At 49.7% G+C, this 17,965-nt stretch carries 21 protein-coding genes and 1 riboswitch; of the genes, 15 read left to right on the forward strand and 6 right to left on the reverse strand.

Features of this window, described 5'->3' with window-relative positions; genetic code table 11:
* The first annotated feature begins 48 nt into the window (after window positions 1–48).
* Entirely contained in the window at window positions 49–534 is a 486-nt protein-coding gene (locus tag AC1DWB_RS06450; RefSeq protein WP_477540214.1) for a DUF948 domain-containing protein, read from the forward strand.
* Window positions 521–904, forward strand: coding sequence for a YtxH domain-containing protein (locus AC1DWB_RS06455; RefSeq protein ID WP_477540215.1), 384 nt, complete (start codon window positions 521–523; stop codon window positions 902–904). Before AC1DWB_RS06450 ends, AC1DWB_RS06455 begins: the two co-directional genes overlap by 14 nt.
* Window positions 905–1,056: 152 nt before the next feature.
* Here the strand turns inward: AC1DWB_RS06455 and AC1DWB_RS06460 are convergent, their stop codons facing one another.
* The 3 genes from AC1DWB_RS06460 to AC1DWB_RS06470 all read right to left on the reverse strand — a co-directional run bounded on the left by AC1DWB_RS06460 (window position 1,057) and on the right by AC1DWB_RS06470 (window position 4,817).
* On the reverse strand, window positions 1,057–2,175 hold the full coding sequence (locus tag AC1DWB_RS06460) for a phosphodiester glycosidase family protein (RefSeq protein ID WP_477540216.1): 1,119 nt from the start codon (window positions 2,173–2,175) through the stop codon (window positions 1,057–1,059).
* 93 nt (window positions 2,176–2,268) lie between these two features.
* Window positions 2,269–4,074, reverse strand: coding sequence for an EAL domain-containing protein (locus tag AC1DWB_RS06465; protein WP_477540217.1), 1,806 nt, complete (start codon window positions 4,072–4,074; stop codon window positions 2,269–2,271).
* A 158-nt stretch (window positions 4,075–4,232) separates the two neighbouring features.
* Window positions 4,233–4,817, reverse strand: a complete 585-nt coding sequence (locus tag AC1DWB_RS06470) for a GNAT family N-acetyltransferase (protein WP_477540218.1) — start codon at window positions 4,815–4,817, stop codon at window positions 4,233–4,235.
* Window positions 4,818–4,923: 106 nt separating this feature from the next.
* Here AC1DWB_RS06470 and AC1DWB_RS06475 point away from each other — a divergent pair, with 106 nt between their 5' ends.
* Together AC1DWB_RS06475 and AC1DWB_RS06480 are read left to right on the forward strand one after the other, a co-directional pair.
* A complete protein-coding gene (locus tag AC1DWB_RS06475) occupies window positions 4,924–5,361 on the forward strand; it encodes a disulfide oxidoreductase (protein WP_477540219.1) in 438 nt (145 codons plus the stop codon).
* 94 nt (window positions 5,362–5,455) lie between these two features.
* Window positions 5,456–6,430 (forward strand): polysaccharide deacetylase family protein, encoded by a 975-nt coding sequence (locus tag AC1DWB_RS06480; RefSeq protein WP_477540220.1) that lies wholly within the window; start codon window positions 5,456–5,458, stop codon window positions 6,428–6,430.
* A 54-nt stretch (window positions 6,431–6,484) separates the two neighbouring features.
* Here AC1DWB_RS06480 and AC1DWB_RS06485 read toward each other — a convergent pair whose 3' ends face one another.
* Window positions 6,485–7,657, reverse strand: coding sequence for a serine hydrolase domain-containing protein (locus AC1DWB_RS06485; protein WP_477540221.1), 1,173 nt, complete (start codon window positions 7,655–7,657; stop codon window positions 6,485–6,487).
* A 269-nt stretch (window positions 7,658–7,926) separates the two neighbouring features.
* On the opposite strand from AC1DWB_RS06485, the gene racE reads away from it, so the two are divergent.
* From racE to AC1DWB_RS06505, 4 genes are all read left to right on the forward strand, one after another.
* Entirely contained in the window at window positions 7,927–8,733 is an 807-nt protein-coding gene (gene racE, locus AC1DWB_RS06490; protein WP_477540222.1) for a glutamate racemase, read from the forward strand.
* A 137-nt stretch (window positions 8,734–8,870) separates the two neighbouring features.
* On the forward strand, window positions 8,871–9,995 hold the full coding sequence (locus tag AC1DWB_RS06495; RefSeq protein WP_477540223.1) for a M14 family metallopeptidase: 1,125 nt from the start codon (window positions 8,871–8,873) through the stop codon (window positions 9,993–9,995).
* A gap of 50 nt (window positions 9,996–10,045) precedes the next feature.
* Window positions 10,046–10,270, forward strand: coding sequence for a hypothetical protein (locus AC1DWB_RS06500; protein ID WP_477540224.1), 225 nt, complete (start codon window positions 10,046–10,048; stop codon window positions 10,268–10,270).
* A gap of 119 nt (window positions 10,271–10,389) precedes the next feature.
* Window positions 10,390–10,632, forward strand: a complete 243-nt coding sequence (locus AC1DWB_RS06505; RefSeq protein WP_477540225.1) for a hypothetical protein — start codon at window positions 10,390–10,392, stop codon at window positions 10,630–10,632.
* 3 nt (window positions 10,633–10,635) lie between these two features.
* On the opposite strand, the gene ytvI is transcribed toward AC1DWB_RS06505, so the two are convergent.
* Entirely contained in the window at window positions 10,636–11,718 is a 1,083-nt protein-coding gene (ytvI, locus tag AC1DWB_RS06510) for a sporulation integral membrane protein YtvI (protein WP_477540226.1), read from the reverse strand.
* A gap of 150 nt (window positions 11,719–11,868) precedes the next feature.
* Between ytvI and AC1DWB_RS06515 the strand changes: the two genes are divergently transcribed.
* Both AC1DWB_RS06515 and AC1DWB_RS06520 read left to right on the forward strand, forming a co-directional pair.
* Complete coding sequence (locus tag AC1DWB_RS06515) at window positions 11,869–12,168, forward strand: iron-sulfur cluster assembly accessory protein (protein WP_477540227.1); 300 nt, start codon at window positions 11,869–11,871, stop codon at window positions 12,166–12,168.
* A gap of 35 nt (window positions 12,169–12,203) precedes the next feature.
* Window positions 12,204–12,428: a YuzB family protein gene (locus AC1DWB_RS06520; protein ID WP_477540228.1), complete on the forward strand. Its 225-nt coding sequence runs from the start codon at window positions 12,204–12,206 to the stop codon at window positions 12,426–12,428.
* Between the two features lie 91 nt (window positions 12,429–12,519).
* Here AC1DWB_RS06520 and AC1DWB_RS06525 read toward each other — a convergent pair whose 3' ends face one another.
* Window positions 12,520–12,771 (reverse strand): hypothetical protein, encoded by a 252-nt coding sequence (locus AC1DWB_RS06525; RefSeq protein ID WP_477540229.1) that lies wholly within the window; start codon window positions 12,769–12,771, stop codon window positions 12,520–12,522.
* A gap of 133 nt (window positions 12,772–12,904) precedes the next feature.
* Here AC1DWB_RS06525 and AC1DWB_RS06530 point away from each other — a divergent pair, with 133 nt between their 5' ends.
* The 5 genes from AC1DWB_RS06530 (at window position 12,905) to AC1DWB_RS06550 (ending at window position 17,752) form a co-directional block, all read left to right on the forward strand.
* Window positions 12,905–14,074 carry a glycine-rich domain-containing protein gene (locus AC1DWB_RS06530; protein WP_477540230.1) on the forward strand — a complete coding sequence of 390 codons (1,170 nt, stop codon included), beginning with the start codon at window positions 12,905–12,907 and terminating at the stop codon, window positions 14,072–14,074.
* Window positions 14,075–14,238: 164 nt separating this feature from the next.
* Window positions 14,239–14,358, forward strand: coding sequence for a YjcZ family sporulation protein (locus tag AC1DWB_RS06535; RefSeq protein ID WP_477540231.1), 120 nt, complete (start codon window positions 14,239–14,241; stop codon window positions 14,356–14,358).
* Between the two features lie 175 nt (window positions 14,359–14,533).
* A riboswitch (cyclic di-GMP riboswitch) is annotated at window positions 14,534–14,618 on the forward strand.
* A gap of 75 nt (window positions 14,619–14,693) precedes the next feature.
* Window positions 14,694–14,984 (forward strand): hypothetical protein, encoded by a 291-nt coding sequence (locus AC1DWB_RS06540; RefSeq protein ID WP_477540232.1) that lies wholly within the window; start codon window positions 14,694–14,696, stop codon window positions 14,982–14,984.
* Window positions 14,985–15,266: 282 nt separating this feature from the next.
* Window positions 15,267–16,622: a molybdopterin-dependent oxidoreductase gene (locus AC1DWB_RS06545; RefSeq protein ID WP_477540233.1), complete on the forward strand. Its 1,356-nt coding sequence runs from the start codon at window positions 15,267–15,269 to the stop codon at window positions 16,620–16,622.
* A gap of 146 nt (window positions 16,623–16,768) precedes the next feature.
* Window positions 16,769–17,752, forward strand: coding sequence for a lipoate--protein ligase family protein (locus AC1DWB_RS06550; protein ID WP_477540234.1), 984 nt, complete (start codon window positions 16,769–16,771; stop codon window positions 17,750–17,752).
* The last annotated feature ends 213 nt before the right edge of the window (window positions 17,753–17,965 follow it).

The raw sequence follows: 17,965 nt of genomic DNA on the forward strand, positions 1-17,965 counted from the left end.
ACAAGTTGAACCAATTGCATATCGAAACCGCCGAGGTGAGGGAAGCGTATGATTTGGCAAATTAGTATTGCATGTATAGCAGCAGCATTTATAGCACTCGTCTGGTTTCTAATCGCCGCCTTGCAAACCGCCCGCACTTCCATGAAGCAGATGAATCAGTCGATGGAGCGGATCGAACTCCGATTGGATGAATTGTCTGCGGAAACTGTCAAGACTATGCAGGCTGCACAGCTGGTTACAGAAGACGTTCACGGCAAGATGCGGGCGTTGGATTCCTTGTTCCAGTCTATTGGCCAGGTGGGAGAATCCGTTCAGCAGGTGACAAGCTCTGTCAAGCAAGTATCTGCAACGGTATCCCAATCGGTGAAGCAAGCGGGTCAGACGGTCCAAGGCGGTCAACCAAGAATTGCCGAAGCAATCGAATGGGCGGCATGGGGCTTTCAGGTATGGCAAAAGTGGCAGCAACGCAAACAGCAGAAGACGAACCAACCCAAACCTACGATGGAAAGGGATGATCCCAATGTCGGATCCTAATAAGAATGGTAGAGGCAAGGATTTCATAATAGGAGCCGTAATCGGCAGTGTTCTAGGGGCGGTAACCGCCCTCCTGCTTGCCCCGAAGTCGGGTAAGGAACTCAGAGCTGATTTGTCGGAGCAAGTATCGAACGTGAGCGAGAAGACACAGCACTTCGCAAGCAGCCTAGGCAGCAAAACTCAAGAACTCGCCAAGCAAGTATCGCTGCATACGGGGGATTGGGTGCAAAAGGCCAAGGAAGCAGCAGGAAGCATGAGCGACGAGGTACGTGCCTGGAAAGAAGCGCGCCATGAAGTCGCCGCAACCAGCGAAGAAATCATGCCAGCCGATGCCGAAGTATTGCTTCCAAAGTCCAACAAACCGCTGTAAAAGTAAACAAAAACGCTCTAGGGCTGCGCCTTAGAGCGTTTTTGTAATCGATTCAGAAAGTATATCTTCGCTGATTGTTCATCGTCTCGGTAAACGCACGGCGTCAAAGGACGCCGATAGGCGTTTTTCCTTGTCTTCCAGAACGGTTCCCTCTACCACTTGGAAGGATCAATCTTACTAATATCGAGACCTTCCCATACGTTCTTGATCTGCACCGTCTCGGGATGCTCGAAGACGAGGAAGGCAGTGGGCAGGTAGCGCTCGCCATAAGGGCTGGCCGGCTTGTTAATTATCTGGTTGTCGTGGACAAGCACAGTCGAAGATCCGCCGTCTAGGTTGGCAGCGATGATAGCACCATGCTCCAGGAAGATTTGCTGAATATCGAACAGTGTCGCCCCGATGCTATGAGTCTGCCGACCGTCGATGATGGCGAACATGATTGTCCCATCTTCCTTCTGGGCCATGCAAGTACGTGGAGCGATGCCCCAGCCGTCGGCCTGATTCTTGATCAGACCTTTGCCGTCGACAATAAACTTGGGCGAGAACGTTACCGCTTCCTTCACACCCATGGCAAGCAGTTCCTTAGGCTTGTATCGGCCGGCCACCATGCGCCCGTCTTTATCGATCCCAACAATCTGGGTCGGAGTGTCGTTGTCGCCGTCATTGTAATACACTTTGCCATTCGCTATGACGAGTCCGGTCGGCTGGAAGCCGTTTCCTTCCCAGTTCGGATCGACGAAGCCACCAGCGTTGATGCCAAGCACTGCGCCGGTCCGCTTGACCATACTGGACACTTTCTCGCCTTTGCCGACTCGTTCTGGAACAGCGAGACGAATCTTCTTGGGATCGGAGATCGATACCAGGTATCCGCTGAATTTGGCGCCCTTGATCGGTTCGATCTCGATCAGCTTCTTCTCCTGCTTCACAAGCTCAACTACGGTCGGGACATGAACGGGGATTGTACTCGGTACATCCGCCATCTGTTCGAACTGCTTCGTATATTTCGCGACTTGATTCTCCAGACCTTTATTGCCTATCAAATACTTGGCCCAATGGCGGTGCTGGGTTGTAATCAGCGTATCGGCCATCATGTAGCGGAATTGTGTGCCTGATGATGTGAGAAAGAACCAGCCGTTAAACAATAATCCTAGAAAAAAAATCGAAAGAAAGAAAATTCCGATACGTCGACCCCAGCTACGTTTCCGCTTGAGCTTCGTTTTGCGCGATCGCTGCAGTCCGGTAGCGTTCCCCTTCTCAACCTTGGTATCCATCGATGACGTTCCTTTCATTCCAACGTATGCCTTCGTGTGTTCGATTGTACATTATTGCCGCAATGTTATAGACGGATTCGGAATAGAAAAGTTTCAAATCGTCGCTTCCCAAAAAATACGATCTTCTTGAAGCAACTGCTGAAACTGCTCGGCTGGCAGTGGTTTGCTGAAGAAATATCCCTGTATTTCAAGACAGCCGTGCTCCTGTAGAAAAGCCAACTGTTCTGCCGTTTCGACGCCTTCTGCCAACGTACGAATGTTCAAGCGTTTGGACATGGCGATAAGGGCAGTGACGATTGCTGCACTTTCTTCATCTGTATTCACTTCGTGGATGAACGATTTATCAATCTTCAACGTATGGACGCGGAACCGCTTCAAGTAACTAAGGGAAGAATAGCCAGTGCCGAAGTCATCGATCGAGATGGCGACACCAAGCTCCCGCAATTCATTGATCGTGCCGATGACATGGGTGACATGGGTCATGGCTACATTCTCTGTAATCTCCAAGCATAGCATGTTGGGGCTCAGGTTGACGTTGGTTAATGCATGACGAACCGTCTGGACGAAATCAGGTTGTTGAAACTGCTTAACCGATATGTTGACGGAGACAACTACCGGAGGGAGCCCCTGCAATTGCCATTCCTTGTTCTGTCGACAAGCTTCTTCCAGCACCCATGTGCCGATCGGAACGATGAGCCCGGTCTCTTCAGCCAATGGAATGAATTCCATTGGTGAGATCAGGCCGCGCTTCGGATGCATCCATCGGATGAGGGATTCCATGCCGGTCATGCGGCCCGAAGCCAAATCGATGATGGGCTGATAATGCAGGACGATCTCACACCGTTCCACCGCCTTGCGGAGATCGGATTCCAGATTCAACCGATCAAGCGACCGTTCGTTATGTTTGGGACTGTAGAAGCTGAACGTATTACCGCCGCGTCCTTTGGCCCTGTACATCGCGGAATCCGCGAATTTCAGCAATGTATCTGCGTCTGTGCCGTCGCGGGGGTACAGGGCAATACCAATACTCGCTGTATTGTACAGCTCATGATGCGAATACACAAACGGAGTTTGGAACAGCTTCATAATGCGTTCGACCATCTGATGGACGAATTCCAGGCTCGTTACGTTTGGCAGCAGGACGATGAATTCATCACCGCTGAACCGTGCTACTGTGCCTTCCTGGGCGACAAGCGTATCCAATTGGGAAGACCAATGGATCAGCAATTGATCGCCGACATGATGGCCGAGTGTATCGTTGACTACTTTAATTCGATCCAGGTCAAGGAAGAGCACGGCCGATTGATGATTAGCATGCTGAGCCTGTTGGATAGCTACTTCCATTCGTTCTCGCAGCAAGAGTCGGTTCGGCAAGCCCGTCAGCGCATCGTGATAAGCCATCTTCTGTATTTTGGCTTCTGTTCGCATACGTTCAGCGACGATCAGGAAGGTGTTGTAGGAGCGTTGGAAAGTCGAGAGATCGTTGCCCGTTGACGAATCGGTATAGGTGCCTGTCATGTCTTCATCAAGCTGAAGCTCCGGGTTAGACTTTAATAGATGAAGCAGAGCTTGCAAATGCTTGTATTGGGAACGGGCAACAGTAGCGGTTTTGGTCTGGGCGTTCTGGGGATGACCGAGCCATACTTTTCCCTTATCAAGGTCATATTGGGAAATATGATGAATATTGACGAGATTGTTGCGGTCAAGCAACCGGAACCCTTCTTCATACAGCCATTCTTCCAGCGTTTCCAACGAGAAGTTCTGCACAAACATGCTGTCTTGGGTATGAACTCGAAATTCATGCTGGTTAATCCGTTCAATCTTGACAATATCGGTGGAGCGAATATTTTGAATTTCGGTACCTTCCTTGCCTTGTCCAATTATAGGTATTAGTTGCATCAGCAATCAGCTCCGTTTGCAAGGGTAGGTCGGTTCCCAGACATATTTACTAGGCGTACTTGCTACCATTGTACGGTAAAACGATCAGACCCGATAGAATTGATACAAAACGGAGCAGGGTGCTCATGCTAATTAATACCCAATAGGACTCAACGCTGCTATAAAGGAGCTTGCCAATCATCGCTGATGAGTGCGAACAACAGATGATCCTCCCATACGCCGTTGATCTTCAAGTATTTGCGGGCATACCCTTCTTCAGTGAACTTGTTTTTCTGCAACACTCGCACAGATCCCTTGTTATGTGGCATGACGGCGGCTTGAACACGGTGCAATTGCAGGTGTAGGAATGCCGCATCCATGCATAGCTTCACAGCTTCTGTCATGTAGCCGTATCCTTGAAATCGTTCGTCCATCGAATATCCGAGCAGTGCGTTGTGAAACACGCCCCGGATAATGCCGGTCAAGTTAATCTGTCCAATCAACTGATCGGAGGTCTGATGGAATATACCGAACCGATACGCCTGATCAGCGGCAGCCTCGTTCCTTGCTAGTTCAATTGCATCATGTTGGGCGTCTAACGAAAACTGGCTATCCACTTGAAGTGGAGAGAAGGGGGCATGGAAGCAGCGGTTGCTCGCTTTGTAATCATGAAGCGCGACAGCGTGAGATGGCTGTAGCAGTTGCAAGTATATATCAGTGCCCTGCAGACGCGCCGTGGACCTATTATTAGACGAATCAAACATTGATTTGGGTCCAACTCCCTTCTATGATAGGATAGGATAGGATTGTTCGATCTACATATTAGCTTAATGGATTTATATTGACAAGTTGGAAAGGGGAGCCATTCACGTGAAGTGGAGAAAGTTTATTCTGGAGAACGGGCTGCATTTATCCTGGATCATTGCCCTCGTCGCCACACTGGGTAGCTTATATTTCTCGGAGGTGGAAGGGTATTTGCCGTGCAAGCTGTGCTGGTATCAAAGAATTCTGATGTATCCTCAAGTATTGCTGTTAGGGATTGCCTCGGTTCGCAAACAATTGTCCATCTATATGTACGTCTTGCCGATGACACTACTCGGAGCTTGTATATCAACCTATCATTATTTGATGGAAAAAACGGATTGGATTCCGTCCAGCTCCTTCTCCTGCGGAATCGTTCCTTGCGATCTGGAATACATTAATTGGTTCGGATTCGTCACGATTCCGTTTCTTGCCTTGTGCGGGTTCGTTCTCATATCGGTTATCCAGCTTATGGTGTGGAGATACTCCGTACGGTCATCTTCGTAAGTGGGTTTAGATAGGATTTGTTATACGATTTTATGCAGAATGGTGGAGGAATTTCTCCCTATTTGTCGAATCCTAAGTACGGAGGTGATTCCCTTTGAAATCGACAAAATGGATTGTAACTGCAGCACTTCTAACTACTATAGTCATACCGGCTTGCTCCTCGCCTAATGTGTCCATAGAGGGAGCGGGATCAGGCAATTCGAGCCCGACTCCTTCCGCTACACCTATACCGACTATGAAGCCGACAACGACCCCGACACCAACACCGACGCCAACGCCGACCCCGACACCGGAGCCAACCAAGTCTCCCGAGCCAAAGCCGACAGAGAAGCCGGTCGCTCCGAATTTGTCACCAGCTGCGTCACTGAAGAACCCGACTTCAGCCGATTTGAAACCGATCAATTGGTATTACATGAAGAAGAAAAAAGGTGAAGTACCCAACTTTCCTGCTGAAGTGAAATCGTTGACTGCTGACCAGAAGGCGGTGTGGGTAGGAGAAGGCAAGAAAATATATTTGACGATCGATTGTGGCGGAGAGCTGCTGGACTACAAGAAGCTGTTGAAGGCACTCAAGGATAACGATGTCAAGGCTACCTTCTTCCTGACGGGTTACAACCTGAAGAACAACCCGGACTATGTCAAGTTGTTGTTGGAAGAGGGACATATGATCGGTAACCACACGATGACCCACAAGGATTTCAGCACGCTCTCTGACGAGGATGTGAAGAAGGAATTCGCTGAATTCGAACGGCTGTATAAAGGAATTACCGGTAAAGAGATCACGAAGATGTTCCGCTTCCCCTATGGAACGTTCAGCAAGCATCTGCTCAACCTCGTGACCGATCTGGGCTATACGTCTTACTTCTGGTCGACGGCGATGAAGGATTGGGAGCCTCGCGCGAATGGGGCAGAAGATCCGTACAACGACATCATCAACAACCTGCATGACGGCAATATTATATTGATGCATCAGGCTTCCAAGGAAAATATCGATGCGATGGACCGTATTCTGAAGCAGATTAAGAAGGAAGGCTATGAGTTCGCACAAATCAATGATTTGAAAAAATAAGCTGACAGAGATATCCTCCCAGGGCATGCAAGCTCTGGGAGGATTATGATTCTATTAGGAATGTGCCGACACTTCTTTGTAGGAATCGATCGCTTGATGCAGCTTCACTTGCGCCTCCGAATTTGCAGGCAGCGGCCGTTCGGATCTGATCGCCCGGACCACACTGTTCAACACTTGCTCCGGCAAATCTATATCTGGTGTGCTGGCGGTCATGGTCACGATAAGCTGCAGGCCAGGAACGACAAAAATTCTTACTCCCCCTGAACCAGCGGCATAGAAGAACTCGTACTTTTCTCTATTGTTCCTCAACAATCCTTGTGCTAATGGTTTCATCCACCAATAATACCCATAGGCTTGCTTGCTTTTGTTAAACACGAGTCGTTTGGTCAGCGTCTCTCTGATCCATGATCTTGGAATGATCGATTTGCCATCCCACTCGCCTTCCCTCATATACAGTAACCCGATCTTAGCCATATCCCTTGCCGTTAATGCCAAAGCCCAGGCTCCAATGGTAATGCCTTGCGGATCATGATTCCAACTGGTATTGACAATGCCTAGCGGCCCGAATAAGCGGGATGCGGCGTAATCGAACATCGATTGTCCAGTAGTACGCTGTAGCACGGCAGATACCAGATGCGCATCACCGTTGCTGTAGTTAAATTTCGTACCGGGCTTGTACAGACCGGGATGTTGGAGTATGGTACGAACCCAGTCTCCCGAGTACATCATTTCGGTAGAAGATTGTTCGTTCACATTGGTCCATTCCAAGCCTGAGGACATACTCAGCAAATGCCTGATTTTAATATCGGCTCTCAACGGATCATGAGCCAGTTCGGGGAAAAACTCAGCAAGCTTTTGATCCATGCTTCTCAGCTTGAGATCGGACAAGGCGATTCCCGCAAGAGCAGATGTGATGCCTTTGGCTACGGAGCGCATGTCCTGAGGTTCGTTCGCCTGTGTGTTCTCGTTGTAGGCTTCCGCGATCAGATAACCATTGCGGACGATAACGATGCTGTGCACATTGCGATTCTGGAACGCTTGGAATGTATCGGCAATGGTTGCTGAATCGATCCCTTGCGCCTCCGGCGTTGTCGTCTTCCAGCCCTCAGTTGGCCAGTATGTAGCTCTTGAGCGTGAAGATGAGGAGTAGTTCGATACTACGTTAATTCCTCTTGGGATCCTAAGGGACGGGTTACGTTCATTAGTTGCATTCTTTGATTTGTTCACTCCTTATGTGTCCTCCCGAAAAAAATTCTCTCTATAATTTAGTAGGTCAAAGAAATGTTACTCCCGTAACATGAATTCCAAATGAAAGTTAACTGAATGCTGGCTGAAAGTTCGCTGAAAATACGCTTAAAGAAAAAACGACCGTTGGACGGCCGTTTTTGATCAAGCAATACATATAACGTCAAGCGCGGAGTGTGTGAACGTTTGGCAAGCTGGAGTCATATTGTAAACGTAGACCTTACTTTTATCACAGAAGGAAGCGAAACTTCGTGCAGCAAGCCATAGCTATACTTGACTCCGGCGTGGGAGGCTTGACCGTCGTGAGGGAAGTGATGCGCCARCTTCCACAGGAGAAAGTGATTTATTTCGGTGATAYGGCGAGAGCGCCGTATGGACCCCGCAGGGCAGAAGAAGTAATCCTATTCACCCGTCAAATCGTCCAATACTTGATTCAGTTCAATCCCAAGATGGTTGTGATTGCTTGCAATACGGCTACTGCACTTGCCGTACAGGCTATTCGCTCAGCTGTTACAATTCCGGTGCTGGGCGTCATTCATCCCGGAGCACGGGCTGCGATCAAGACGACGCGAAGTGGTAAGGTCGGCGTCATTGGAACAGAGAATACGATCAAGAGTGGCGCGTATCAACAAGCGCTTCAGATGATCTCTCCTACACTTGAAATCGAAAGTCTCGCTTGTCCGCAGCTCGTTCCTATTGTGGAGAGAGGTATGTTTCACAGTGCGGAAGCGTGGGATGCCGTCCAGGATTCGCTGACTCCGCTGCGCGGCAGCTCTATGGACTGTCTCATACTCGGCTGCACCCACTATCCCTTCCTGTCCGAGGCGATCTCGGAAGTGATGGGACCAGGCGTGACGCTGATCAATTCGGCGGAAGAAACTGCCCGGGAGACTAGCGCCATTCTCTATCATCGTGGTCAGCTTGCGACTGCGGAGGAAATTCCATTGCATCAGTTTTTCTGCAGCGGTGATCCTGCAACGTTCCAGCACATCGCGCAGCAATGGCTCGGTCATCATATTGTCGGTTCTCCGGTCGTCTGGCAAGTGACCCAGCTATAGAGCCGGATTTTGCTGTACTTTTCTTGTAAGATCATATTTCCAAGAGAAATCAGAACTCCACTGGTTTCTTTTTTTGTATGACTGTTTGTCCTGTCGCATAAGATCGGGTATCACGATTAAGCAAGGAGGCAGTCCATATGGCCGTGCCTTATGTCATTCAACCTGGAGACACATGGTTTCGTCTAGCCGAACGGATAGGAGTGTCTGTAGAAGAAATGGCGGACATGAATGGCAATATGCATCCTGGTCCGTCTGTCTATTTGGTGCCGGGTCAAGTCGTCTTCGTGCCGTTCGAACCGGCCGAGAGACGATTGCCCGACCGTGCGAAGAAAGACGGCCTGCTGACAGGATCAGGCCCATACGGTTACACGGAGCTCATACGCGACATTCAACTGCTTATGTTACATTATCCGTTCGTACAAGTGGAATGGATCGGCAGAAGCGTGTTGGGCCGTGCGATTCCAGTTATTCGCATCGGCATGGGGCCCTGCGAGATTCATTTCAACGGAGCGTTTCACGCGAATGAATGGATCACCACACCGTTGTTAATGAGATATATAGAGCGGTTTGCAGATGCTGTGCAGCGCGGAGCCGGGCTGTGGGACTTGCATGGAAGGCAGATTCGACAGCTGTACGAACAGGTTTCGTTGTGGATCGTGCCTATGGTCAATCCAGATGGGGTAGAGCTTGTCCATGGCGGAATCTGGACGGGGCACCCGTATGGAGTTAGTTTACTGCAATGGAATAAAGGTAATTTCAACTTCGAAGGGTGGAAGGCGAATATCCGGGGTGTTGACTTGAATGATCAATTCCCGGCTTTCTGGGAAGAAGAGCGGGATCGACGCTTACCTCTAGCGCCGAGTCCGGGCCCGCGCGATTATACGGGAACGGCCCCGCTGACTGAGCCTGAAGCGCAGGCAATGGCACTCTTCACACGGTCACGGAATTTTCAAATCGCGATCGCTTTGCACACACAAGGGGAAGAGATATACTGGAATTACAGGGGGTTCGAGCCTGGCTGCTCCAGATGGATTGCCGAACGGCTGGCACAGGCAGGCGGATACAAACCTGTCAAACTATCGGGAAGTGATGCGGGCTATAAGGATTGGTTCATTCTCCAGTTCCGCCGCCCTGGCTTCACAATTGAATTGGGACAAGGCGTGAATCCGCTCCCCATGGATCAATTCGGTACGATCTATTCGCGAATGGAGCCACAACTGCTCGAAGCGATGCTCGCGGCTAGTGAGCTTTGCCGATCCTAGGCAGGTTGGGGCCGTCCAATCTATCATCATTCTAGTCTCAGGAGGACAACATGCTTAGCTCGTTTGTACGAAAATGCAGATCCGTCTTGTTCACCCTTACCGCATTAACTCTGTTCTACTTCGGGATTCCCTCAACCTCATACGCCAGCGCTAGTGACGGCATGCCCAGTGCTGCCCGGACACTTATGATTGCCGTGTTCGTAGGCGGGGGTATTATTCTCGCCTTGTTCATCGTCTTGGTCTACCTGAGTGGGCGTCGAAACCGTCGATCTTAGTTTTTTCACATATTTCCTCGGTCACTGTCTATGCTAACTGGGAAAGCTAGATCGAATAATATCAAAGCCCGCTTTCTACGCAACCATGCGTTCAAGAAAAGCGGGCTTATGTCAGACAGATGAGGTGGACTATGAAGAAACTGTTGTCGCTGCGGTATTGGTCGCATGTTTTCCGAAGAACATTCCGTTTGCTTGCTTCAAGCAAAGTTCCAGTGGGCGAGAAGCTGCTGCTGCTTGTTCCAGCAATTGTATACTGGATTATGCCAGATGTGCTGCCCTTCATACCGATTGACGATATGGCCGTGACGATGTTGTTGATGAACTGGTTTTCCACGAGGATGGAGAACAAGTATGAGCTATAACACTCAATACTCTTCCGAAGGTAGTCGAATCCATCTCTTCAGATAGCCTTGGTCCATTAGTGCTTTCAAGAGAATAATCAGGATCGGCGATAAGATTAGTCCAGCCACCCCGAACAAGGAGAGGGAGACGATCATGAACGCCAGCATCGTGAATGCGGATACGCCCAAGGAATCACCAGTAATCTTAGGCTCCATGATTTGTCGGACAAGAATCACGACGCCCAACACGACGGATAGCCATATGGCGAGTGTCGTCTTGCCAACGATGAACAAATAGATGATCCATGGGATAAATACGGTTGATACACCGAGCAGTGGCAGAACATCAAAGAAAGCCGCAAGAAGTGATATGGACAATACGTTCTTCACCCCAAGGAGCAGTAGCGACAAAAAGATGATCAGGAATGTGAGCGAGATCAGCTTCAACTGAGCTTTCAAGTAGGTGACGATGCCCTTCAAGACGTTTTCCTTCAAGAAGAAGAAAGCGTTCTTGAACGTACGGGGTGTCTTAGCCGTGGCGAGTCTTTTCCAAGTATCAATCTCGATACTCAGGAAGTAGGCCAGAATGATCCCGATCGAGAAGTTCACGATAAACGACGAGAAGGTCGTCAACTTCGTGAAGATCCAGAACAGAAAATCTTTGGCGAGCAATGCGCCCTTCGTTGTTATCGTTTCTGCGTATTGCTTGGTTTTATCGACGAACTCTGGTGGGAGTGCTTCCAGCTTCGATTGCAAATACGCTGAATTATTCACGATCTGTTCTTGCAGAATGCGAGCATAGTCGGGGATCTTCTGCGACAACGAGTAGATTTGCGCTGTGAATACAGCACCAAGCCCGATAAAGACGCCCAGGATGATAACGATGAACAATAGAGTGGAGATCGCAGTTGCGATCGATTTCTTCAACCCACGTCGGTTCAGGAACTTGGCCAGGGGTTCAATGATCGCGAAGATAAGGAATGCCAGGAAGATAGGTGTGGCAATCCGGTACAAGTAGCTGAAGGCCAGCATGAACAAGTACACGGTCAAAACCATGAGACCGATGTCGAATACTGTTTTGTAATATTTTTTGTAGAAGGAAAGCATGCGTTCACCTCGTTTTAATTAACCCTTGAGGGCTCTCCCACTATTTTACATGGTATAAGGTTTAAGGGCAATTGTGCGGGAGGATTAGACGATGCGTCCAAAACATGATATGATTTTGATGACTTAAGGGACAAGGAGTGGAATATCGACATGAACTGCAAAATTACGCGCAGCGCGGCCAAAGTGCTTTTAAAAGAATTGGCTTTGGAAGAGAACAAGGGCTTGAAAGTCAGAGTAAAAGTGGAGTTCACGCATGCCGGTCTTGTCCAATATGAATTGGGCTTGGATGATCAGGACGACAATGACGAAATCGTAATGACCGATAAAGKGATTGAAGTGCTGCTGGATCGGAACGAAGAAGTTCTGGACGGTGTGAAAATTGACTATCTGTACGTACCGAATGAAGGGTTCTTCATTACCAACCCTAGCAGTGGTAATGGCGGCAATTAGTTTGTTGCCGGAACAGGGAAAGGAACGCCCAGGCGATGGCCAACGATATTCGAATTTGTGACAAATGCAAGCATATGAAAGTGAAGACTGCTCTATCCAAGCTGCAGAAACTAGCTCCGGATAGCGAGATCAAGGTAGCTTGCAAGTCTTATTGCGGCCCCTGCTCTCGTGCGGCGTTCATCTTCGTGAATGGGCGCTATATAACCGCGCCTACGGAAGATGAAGTTATTGAGAAAGCATCGAAGTATTTGAAAGCCTAACGCTTGCAGGCGAGCCTCGCCTGTCGTATGAAGAGCATCCTGCCCGACTATCGGGCGGATGCTCTTCGTGCTGCTTCCAGGTATGGGTAGTTCAGCGTTTCTTGGGTTTTCCAGCCGTTCCTCGCTGCGGACTTCTTCGTGTAGGTTTCCTGGATTGCTTCACTTTGCGGAATAGAATCAAGCCGTTCACAATTCCCGCTAAGCCGATTATGACAAGCATGAATTGCAGTTGCAGCGAATCGGGTTGAACCAGGTACACATACAGGCAAGCGGCCGCGAATAGGATCGCCAAGCCTAGTTCAATAAGGGCCAGAAGTTTCAATAATCTACGATTCGGAGTCATCTTCCACCTCAAGGTCAAGTTTACTCTATCATACCATAGATGCAGGGCTATTCATTTTTTTGTGTCGTATGGAGGCGAATCTGTTATACTGGAAAAAAAGGGAAAACAACCCGGTAGGCAGGTGACGTCCGACATGTCTTTTACAGTATTGATTGTTATCGCCATTGGAGTGCTAGCAGTATTCACCTTCACCAGCAGCGCCCGACTTTCATCCGATCGTGGTTCTAACCGGAAAGGGGCTAAGCGTGGAGAAGTTTCGGACAATCTGGTGTTCAATGGCTCGCCGCCTGCTTCAGTTGGATTGCGTTATGGTGTACCACTGCAGCCGGCCGTAGATCGTCTGGAACAAGCATTTGCCGAAGGCGAATACGCCGAACGGATCAAATACAGGGTGCTGCAACGTCATTCGCGCATTACATCTTCGGAATATGACTGGCATTTGGTGGAGTTGAAGCGATACTTCCTTATTGTAGCGGTGCTGAAGAACGTACCTATGTTCAGCAGTCGGGTGGATGATATCTGGCATGAAATGCTCTTGTTCACTCGAGAATACCAGCAGTTCTGCGATAAGTTCATTGGTTTCGCCGTGCATCATGCTCCGTATTTGAAAGCGTCACCAATGCCGGAGGAGAAAGCATGGTTCGACTGGGTGTATGCACAGCTGTTCGTGCCGATGACTTATAGTTCGCGTATATGGCAAGGGTTTTTCCAGGGACCGCTCGGCATAGATCATATTGAAGAGTTGGAACGGCTACAACCGGATGCCTTGAAACAATCATTGTTCAATGGAAGATCAGTGGATATGCATCGCGAAGTCGAGCTAACCGTCGACTGGTTGATCCGGGAAGCAAAACGCCAAATCCAGCAAGCATACCTTAACAAACAATCTAATCTGCAGAATCAATCATTAGGAAGCAGCGGGAGAACCGAAGGATTCGGAGGTAYGGACTTCTCTTCGATTGCAGGTGCGATGCTCTTGTTCTCCGTACTCCAGCCGACCGATTACGCGAAGCAGATGAACGAGATGCTGAACGAACAGAAGCGGGCGGCAGAATCATCTACCGATACAATGGCTGGTGATGGGGCGTACAGCGATATAGTAGGCAACATTGAAATAGATAACGACTCTAGTGATCAACAAAGCCATGATGCCAGCGGTAATGAATCCGATCCTGGTTCAGATAGCAGCGGGGAATGGTTCGGCTACGGGTCGGACGGCGGGAGCAGTGGTGGCAACGATAGCAACGATGGTGGCGGAGGAGACGGTGGCGGAAGCGAAGGGTCAGGATCTTCCTCAGACTGACGACGCCATACCAACTATCATGGACATATACAAGTCATGGAATGGTGAATACCATTTATTGTTTTGGGAAAACAGGCATATATCCAATCCTTCCCCTCCCTACCTTCATACAGTAGTTAGTGTGGTGCAGCCACAGATATTGTAAGGCAGAGAGGAGACTGAATATGGGATTCGTTGGAGGCGTTGGTGCAAGTTGTGGAGTAGTTAGTCCTTTTTCAAGCGTTGGTATTGTATTGGTATTATTCATTCTGTTGGTAATTATCCTTCGTTCTTGCTTTATTTAATACGGCTTGAAGGACGATCACCGAGGAAACCGGGTCCCTGCCCGGTTTTTTCCCTGTATGGAAGACGAATAGTGACATATTGAGTAGTAAAATAGGAATAAAGAACGATGTACAAGGACGCACAATAGATTATGCTTGGTAAGCAACTATAGAAATTACGACAAACTTCGAACATTCTCGATAATGGCAAACCTGGCGAAAGCCAGCGGCGCAAAGCTACAGGGGCTACAGCCTTCGGGTCAAGCCAGCCAGCTACCGAAAGAGGGTTGGAGTTTTTTTATTCATACCTCGAACGGCTTAGCGATACGAATTAGGGATAAAGGAGATGATGGATTGTGTACGGCGAGACAAGTGTGGCCGAACAAGGGTTTTATTTCAAGGTAGGCGGCGATTTTTTTGGTATGTATCACACGTCTGAAGGACCTAAGTTATTTTTTAACCGGGACAAGTACAAGCTGAATGATAATTGCTGGGATGTGGAACTTGTCATCGGGCAAAAAAACAGTCTGTTCACGTTTTATTGGAAAGGGGAAGTGAAGATTTCATTTCGCTGCTCCATGCATCACGAATCGATCCTATCGTTGTTCCACTTGCTGCAAAATAAGACAGCACGTCGATTCGCTTAAGACTCAGAAGGGAATGCCACTTACATAGAGCGCCACTCTTGTCTGTGCCGACGGACACGCGTAGTGCTTTTTTTGTGCTGTAAAATCTAGGGCCCCCCGCAAAGTAATAGGAGTTTGCTTCAAAGGCCTCACGTCACTTTCCACTTTTGTGGGGTTATTTTGCCGCTTGACGGCCTTTCGTCACGTTCTTATTTGCTATACAATGGAATTAATAATTGAACTCGGCACATATCAAGGTTGGACGGCGAATACCAGGCGATTGATGATAAGGAGCGGAGTCTAATGAGGTTATGGGACTGGTGGAGGAAGAAGTCGTATGGCAAGAAGCTATCGGTGCTGCACACATGGAATGCCTGGTTAGTGCTGCTGCTCGCCGTGACCGGGATCATCCTGTTCATTCCTTCAATCAGGGGCGAGCTAGGGGCCGTACGGGTGTGGACGAAGCAAGCGCATATCTGGCTTGGTGTATTGTCGGCTCTGATCATCCTCATGTACATGCCGCGTATGATCCGGCACATTCGACAACTGCGCGGCAAGCCTGAGCAGCAGTGGAACCTTGGTGTTGTACTAGTGCTGCTCGCGGGGTGGATTATATCTGGCATAGTTCTGTGGCAGTTCCGCCATTTTCCAACGACTTGGACGAACACGATGCTCGTTGTACATGATTTGTTCACTTGGGTTGGCGTGCCGTATGCCATATACCACTCCGTGACGCGCAGCAGATGGTTGAAGATGAAGCGTCCTGGTGCAGTGCTACAGCGTGATCGACAAGATGGAGCCGCACGTCGGGAGACTCCGCGTCAGCCCATCTCGGCCAGCTCTGAATCGGATGTCAGCGGCAGCGCCAAGACATGGTCACCTTCTCCCCGCTCACTCACGGATAAGCTGCGCGACGTCATGTATACTCGCCGCACGTTCATTCGCTGGAGCTTCGTGGGGTTGCTGGTGCTGCTTATCGGGCCCAAATTCGCCAGATGGCTATTCGGCGGAGGTAGTGGAGGGATCGACCTGGCGAAGTACGATCCGAATCAAGACGGCAACCGGATGCTCCCGGCTCCGCAGCCTCTTCCTGACTCCGTGGTGCCGCTTGGCGGAGGGAGTCAAGGCGAATATCGCATCTATAGTGTAACGCCGATTCCGGCGTTCTCCTCGGATGATTGGAAGTTCACGATATCCGGCTTGGTGGATCGACCACAATCCTGGGATTGGAAGCAGTTCATCGATTTGAATCGCAGTGTACAAGTAAGCGACTTTCACTGTGTAACCGGGTGGTCGGTGTATAAGAACACGTGGGAAGGCATTCCGCTAGCTAAGCTGCTGGAGATGGCAGGTGTTCAGTCAAGAGCGAAGTTCGTCAAATTTTATTCCGGCGACGGCGTGTACACGGATACGCTGACGATGGCTCAGGCTGCACTGAGTGATGTAATGGTTGCAGTATTGTTGGATGGTAAACCAATTCCCCAAGATCTCGGTGGGCCAGTCAGACTGATTGTTCCGAAGATGTATGCGTATAAGTCGGTCAAGTGGTTGCAAAGCATTGAATTGATCGACAAAGAACATATTGGCTACTGGGAAGTGCGAGGGTATGATACTGACGCATGGGTCCCCGGTTTGAAGCCCAAACAGGGCAACATCTAAACCGCCTTATTTAGAAAATCTCGAACCGGATGCTGTATTCCTTACAGCTATTGGGTATCGAGGTTTTTTTGCGTTCATTCAAGTTGATTTCTTTTTGTATAGAAATCACGTAATATGGAGGAGTTAAGAAAGGAGTACGACTACATATGGCATCCAGAAGTGAAGATGAAACCGAACAACACAACAAGGAACATAGTTTGTATATCCACGACACTAGCGCAAGGACGCTTGTCGGTGACATATTAATCCCGTTCGCCTATGACGAGCTCATGTGCCGCAAGGTCGGTGAAGGCGCAGCTCCTGTTGCCCACGTCTGGCGTCATGAGAAGGCATTGGTGCTGGGCTTGCGCGACCGTCGCCTGCCTATGGCGGAGCTGGGCATTCGCTGGCTTAGCGCTCAAGGCTATCAAGTTGGGGTTCGCAACTCTGGTGGGGCGGCGGTTCCGCTGGATCCTGGTGTACTGAACGTCTCGCTTATCTTACCGAATGCGGTGGGCAAGCCGAACTTTCGGGCTGGCTTCGAGCGGATGCGCCAGCTTATTACTGAAACGCTTCAACGGTTCGGTGTAGATATCGAAGCGGGTGAAGTAGCAGGTTCGTATTGTCCGGGCGACTTCGATCTGTCTATCGATGGGCGGAAGTTCTGCGGCATCTCGCAACGCAGACAGCAACACGCTTATGTCGTGCAAGCTTTCGTTGTTGTGGAGGGCCATGCGGAGCGTCGTGCGCAAATGGTGCGTATGTTCTATGAGATGGCGACCGGCGAGGAGAATCCTCAAGGTATCGACGAGGACGGAGCAGGAGCTGCTGGAAATGCGGGAGCGGAGGCAAGAGCAACAGGAGCTAGTACAGGAGCAAAGCAAGAAGTAACAGGAGCTAATGAGTATGATCAGGTTGGGGAAGACGGCGGTACAGACACAGGGTTGGCTTACCCGAGAATTCAGTCCGGAACGATGGGTAGCCTAGCCAACCTTGCCAGCGGTAAAGGGATCACGATTCGCACATTCGCCTTAGCTCTGCAGCAAACGCTGCAGCAGTGGGGGGGCTTGACGACTCGACATCCGCAGCTACCATCGATGGACGAGCTTCAGCAGAAGGCGGCGGATTTGAAGTTGAGGTATGACAGTTGATGGGTTTGCCCTCAGTGACTGGTGTGAGTTAGACGGAAAACCCGTCTAACTCGCACCAGCCAAGGCGGAAAACGATGAGATAGACGGAAAACCCGTCTAACTCTACCCAAGCCAAGGCGGAAAACCACGAGATAGACGGAAAATCCGTCCATCTCGCCCAAGCCAAGGCGGAAAACGATGAGATAGACGGAAAATGCGTCTAACTCGCCCAAG

It is taken from the genome of Paenibacillus sp. P4_E11 (genome assembly GCF_056401635.1).

Excerpts from the sequence above, each read along its gene's own strand:
- AC1DWB_RS06550 (WP_477540234.1), top strand. The coding sequence starts at position 16,769 with ATGGCATCCAGAAGTGAAGATGAAACCGAACAACACAACAAGGAACAT.
- AC1DWB_RS06505 (WP_477540225.1), top strand. The coding sequence starts at position 10,390 with ATGAGGTGGACTATGAAGAAACTGTTGTCGCTGCGGTATTGGTCGCAT.
- AC1DWB_RS06500 (WP_477540224.1), top strand. The coding sequence starts at position 10,046 with ATGCTTAGCTCGTTTGTACGAAAATGCAGATCCGTCTTGTTCACCCTT.
- AC1DWB_RS06460 (WP_477540216.1), bottom strand. The coding sequence starts at position 2,175 with ATGGATACCAAGGTTGAGAAGGGGAACGCTACCGGACTGCAGCGATCG.
- AC1DWB_RS06450 (WP_477540214.1), top strand. The coding sequence starts at position 49 with ATGATTTGGCAAATTAGTATTGCATGTATAGCAGCAGCATTTATAGCA.
- AC1DWB_RS06465 (WP_477540217.1), bottom strand. The coding sequence starts at position 4,074 with ATGCAACTAATACCTATAATTGGACAAGGCAAGGAAGGTACCGAAATT.
- AC1DWB_RS06495 (WP_477540223.1), top strand. The coding sequence starts at position 8,871 with ATGGCCGTGCCTTATGTCATTCAACCTGGAGACACATGGTTTCGTCTA.
- ytvI (WP_477540226.1), bottom strand. The coding sequence starts at position 11,718 with ATGCTTTCCTTCTACAAAAAATATTACAAAACAGTATTCGACATCGGT.
- AC1DWB_RS06455 (WP_477540215.1), top strand. The coding sequence starts at position 521 with ATGTCGGATCCTAATAAGAATGGTAGAGGCAAGGATTTCATAATAGGA.
- AC1DWB_RS06535 (WP_477540231.1), top strand. The coding sequence starts at position 14,239 with ATGGGATTCGTTGGAGGCGTTGGTGCAAGTTGTGGAGTAGTTAGTCCT.
- AC1DWB_RS06545 (WP_477540233.1), top strand. The coding sequence starts at position 15,267 with ATGAGGTTATGGGACTGGTGGAGGAAGAAGTCGTATGGCAAGAAGCTA.
- AC1DWB_RS06525 (WP_477540229.1), bottom strand. The coding sequence starts at position 12,771 with ATGACTCCGAATCGTAGATTATTGAAACTTCTGGCCCTTATTGAACTA.
- AC1DWB_RS06520 (WP_477540228.1), top strand. The coding sequence starts at position 12,204 with ATGGCCAACGATATTCGAATTTGTGACAAATGCAAGCATATGAAAGTG.
- AC1DWB_RS06470 (WP_477540218.1), bottom strand. The coding sequence starts at position 4,817 with ATGTTTGATTCGTCTAATAATAGGTCCACGGCGCGTCTGCAGGGCACT.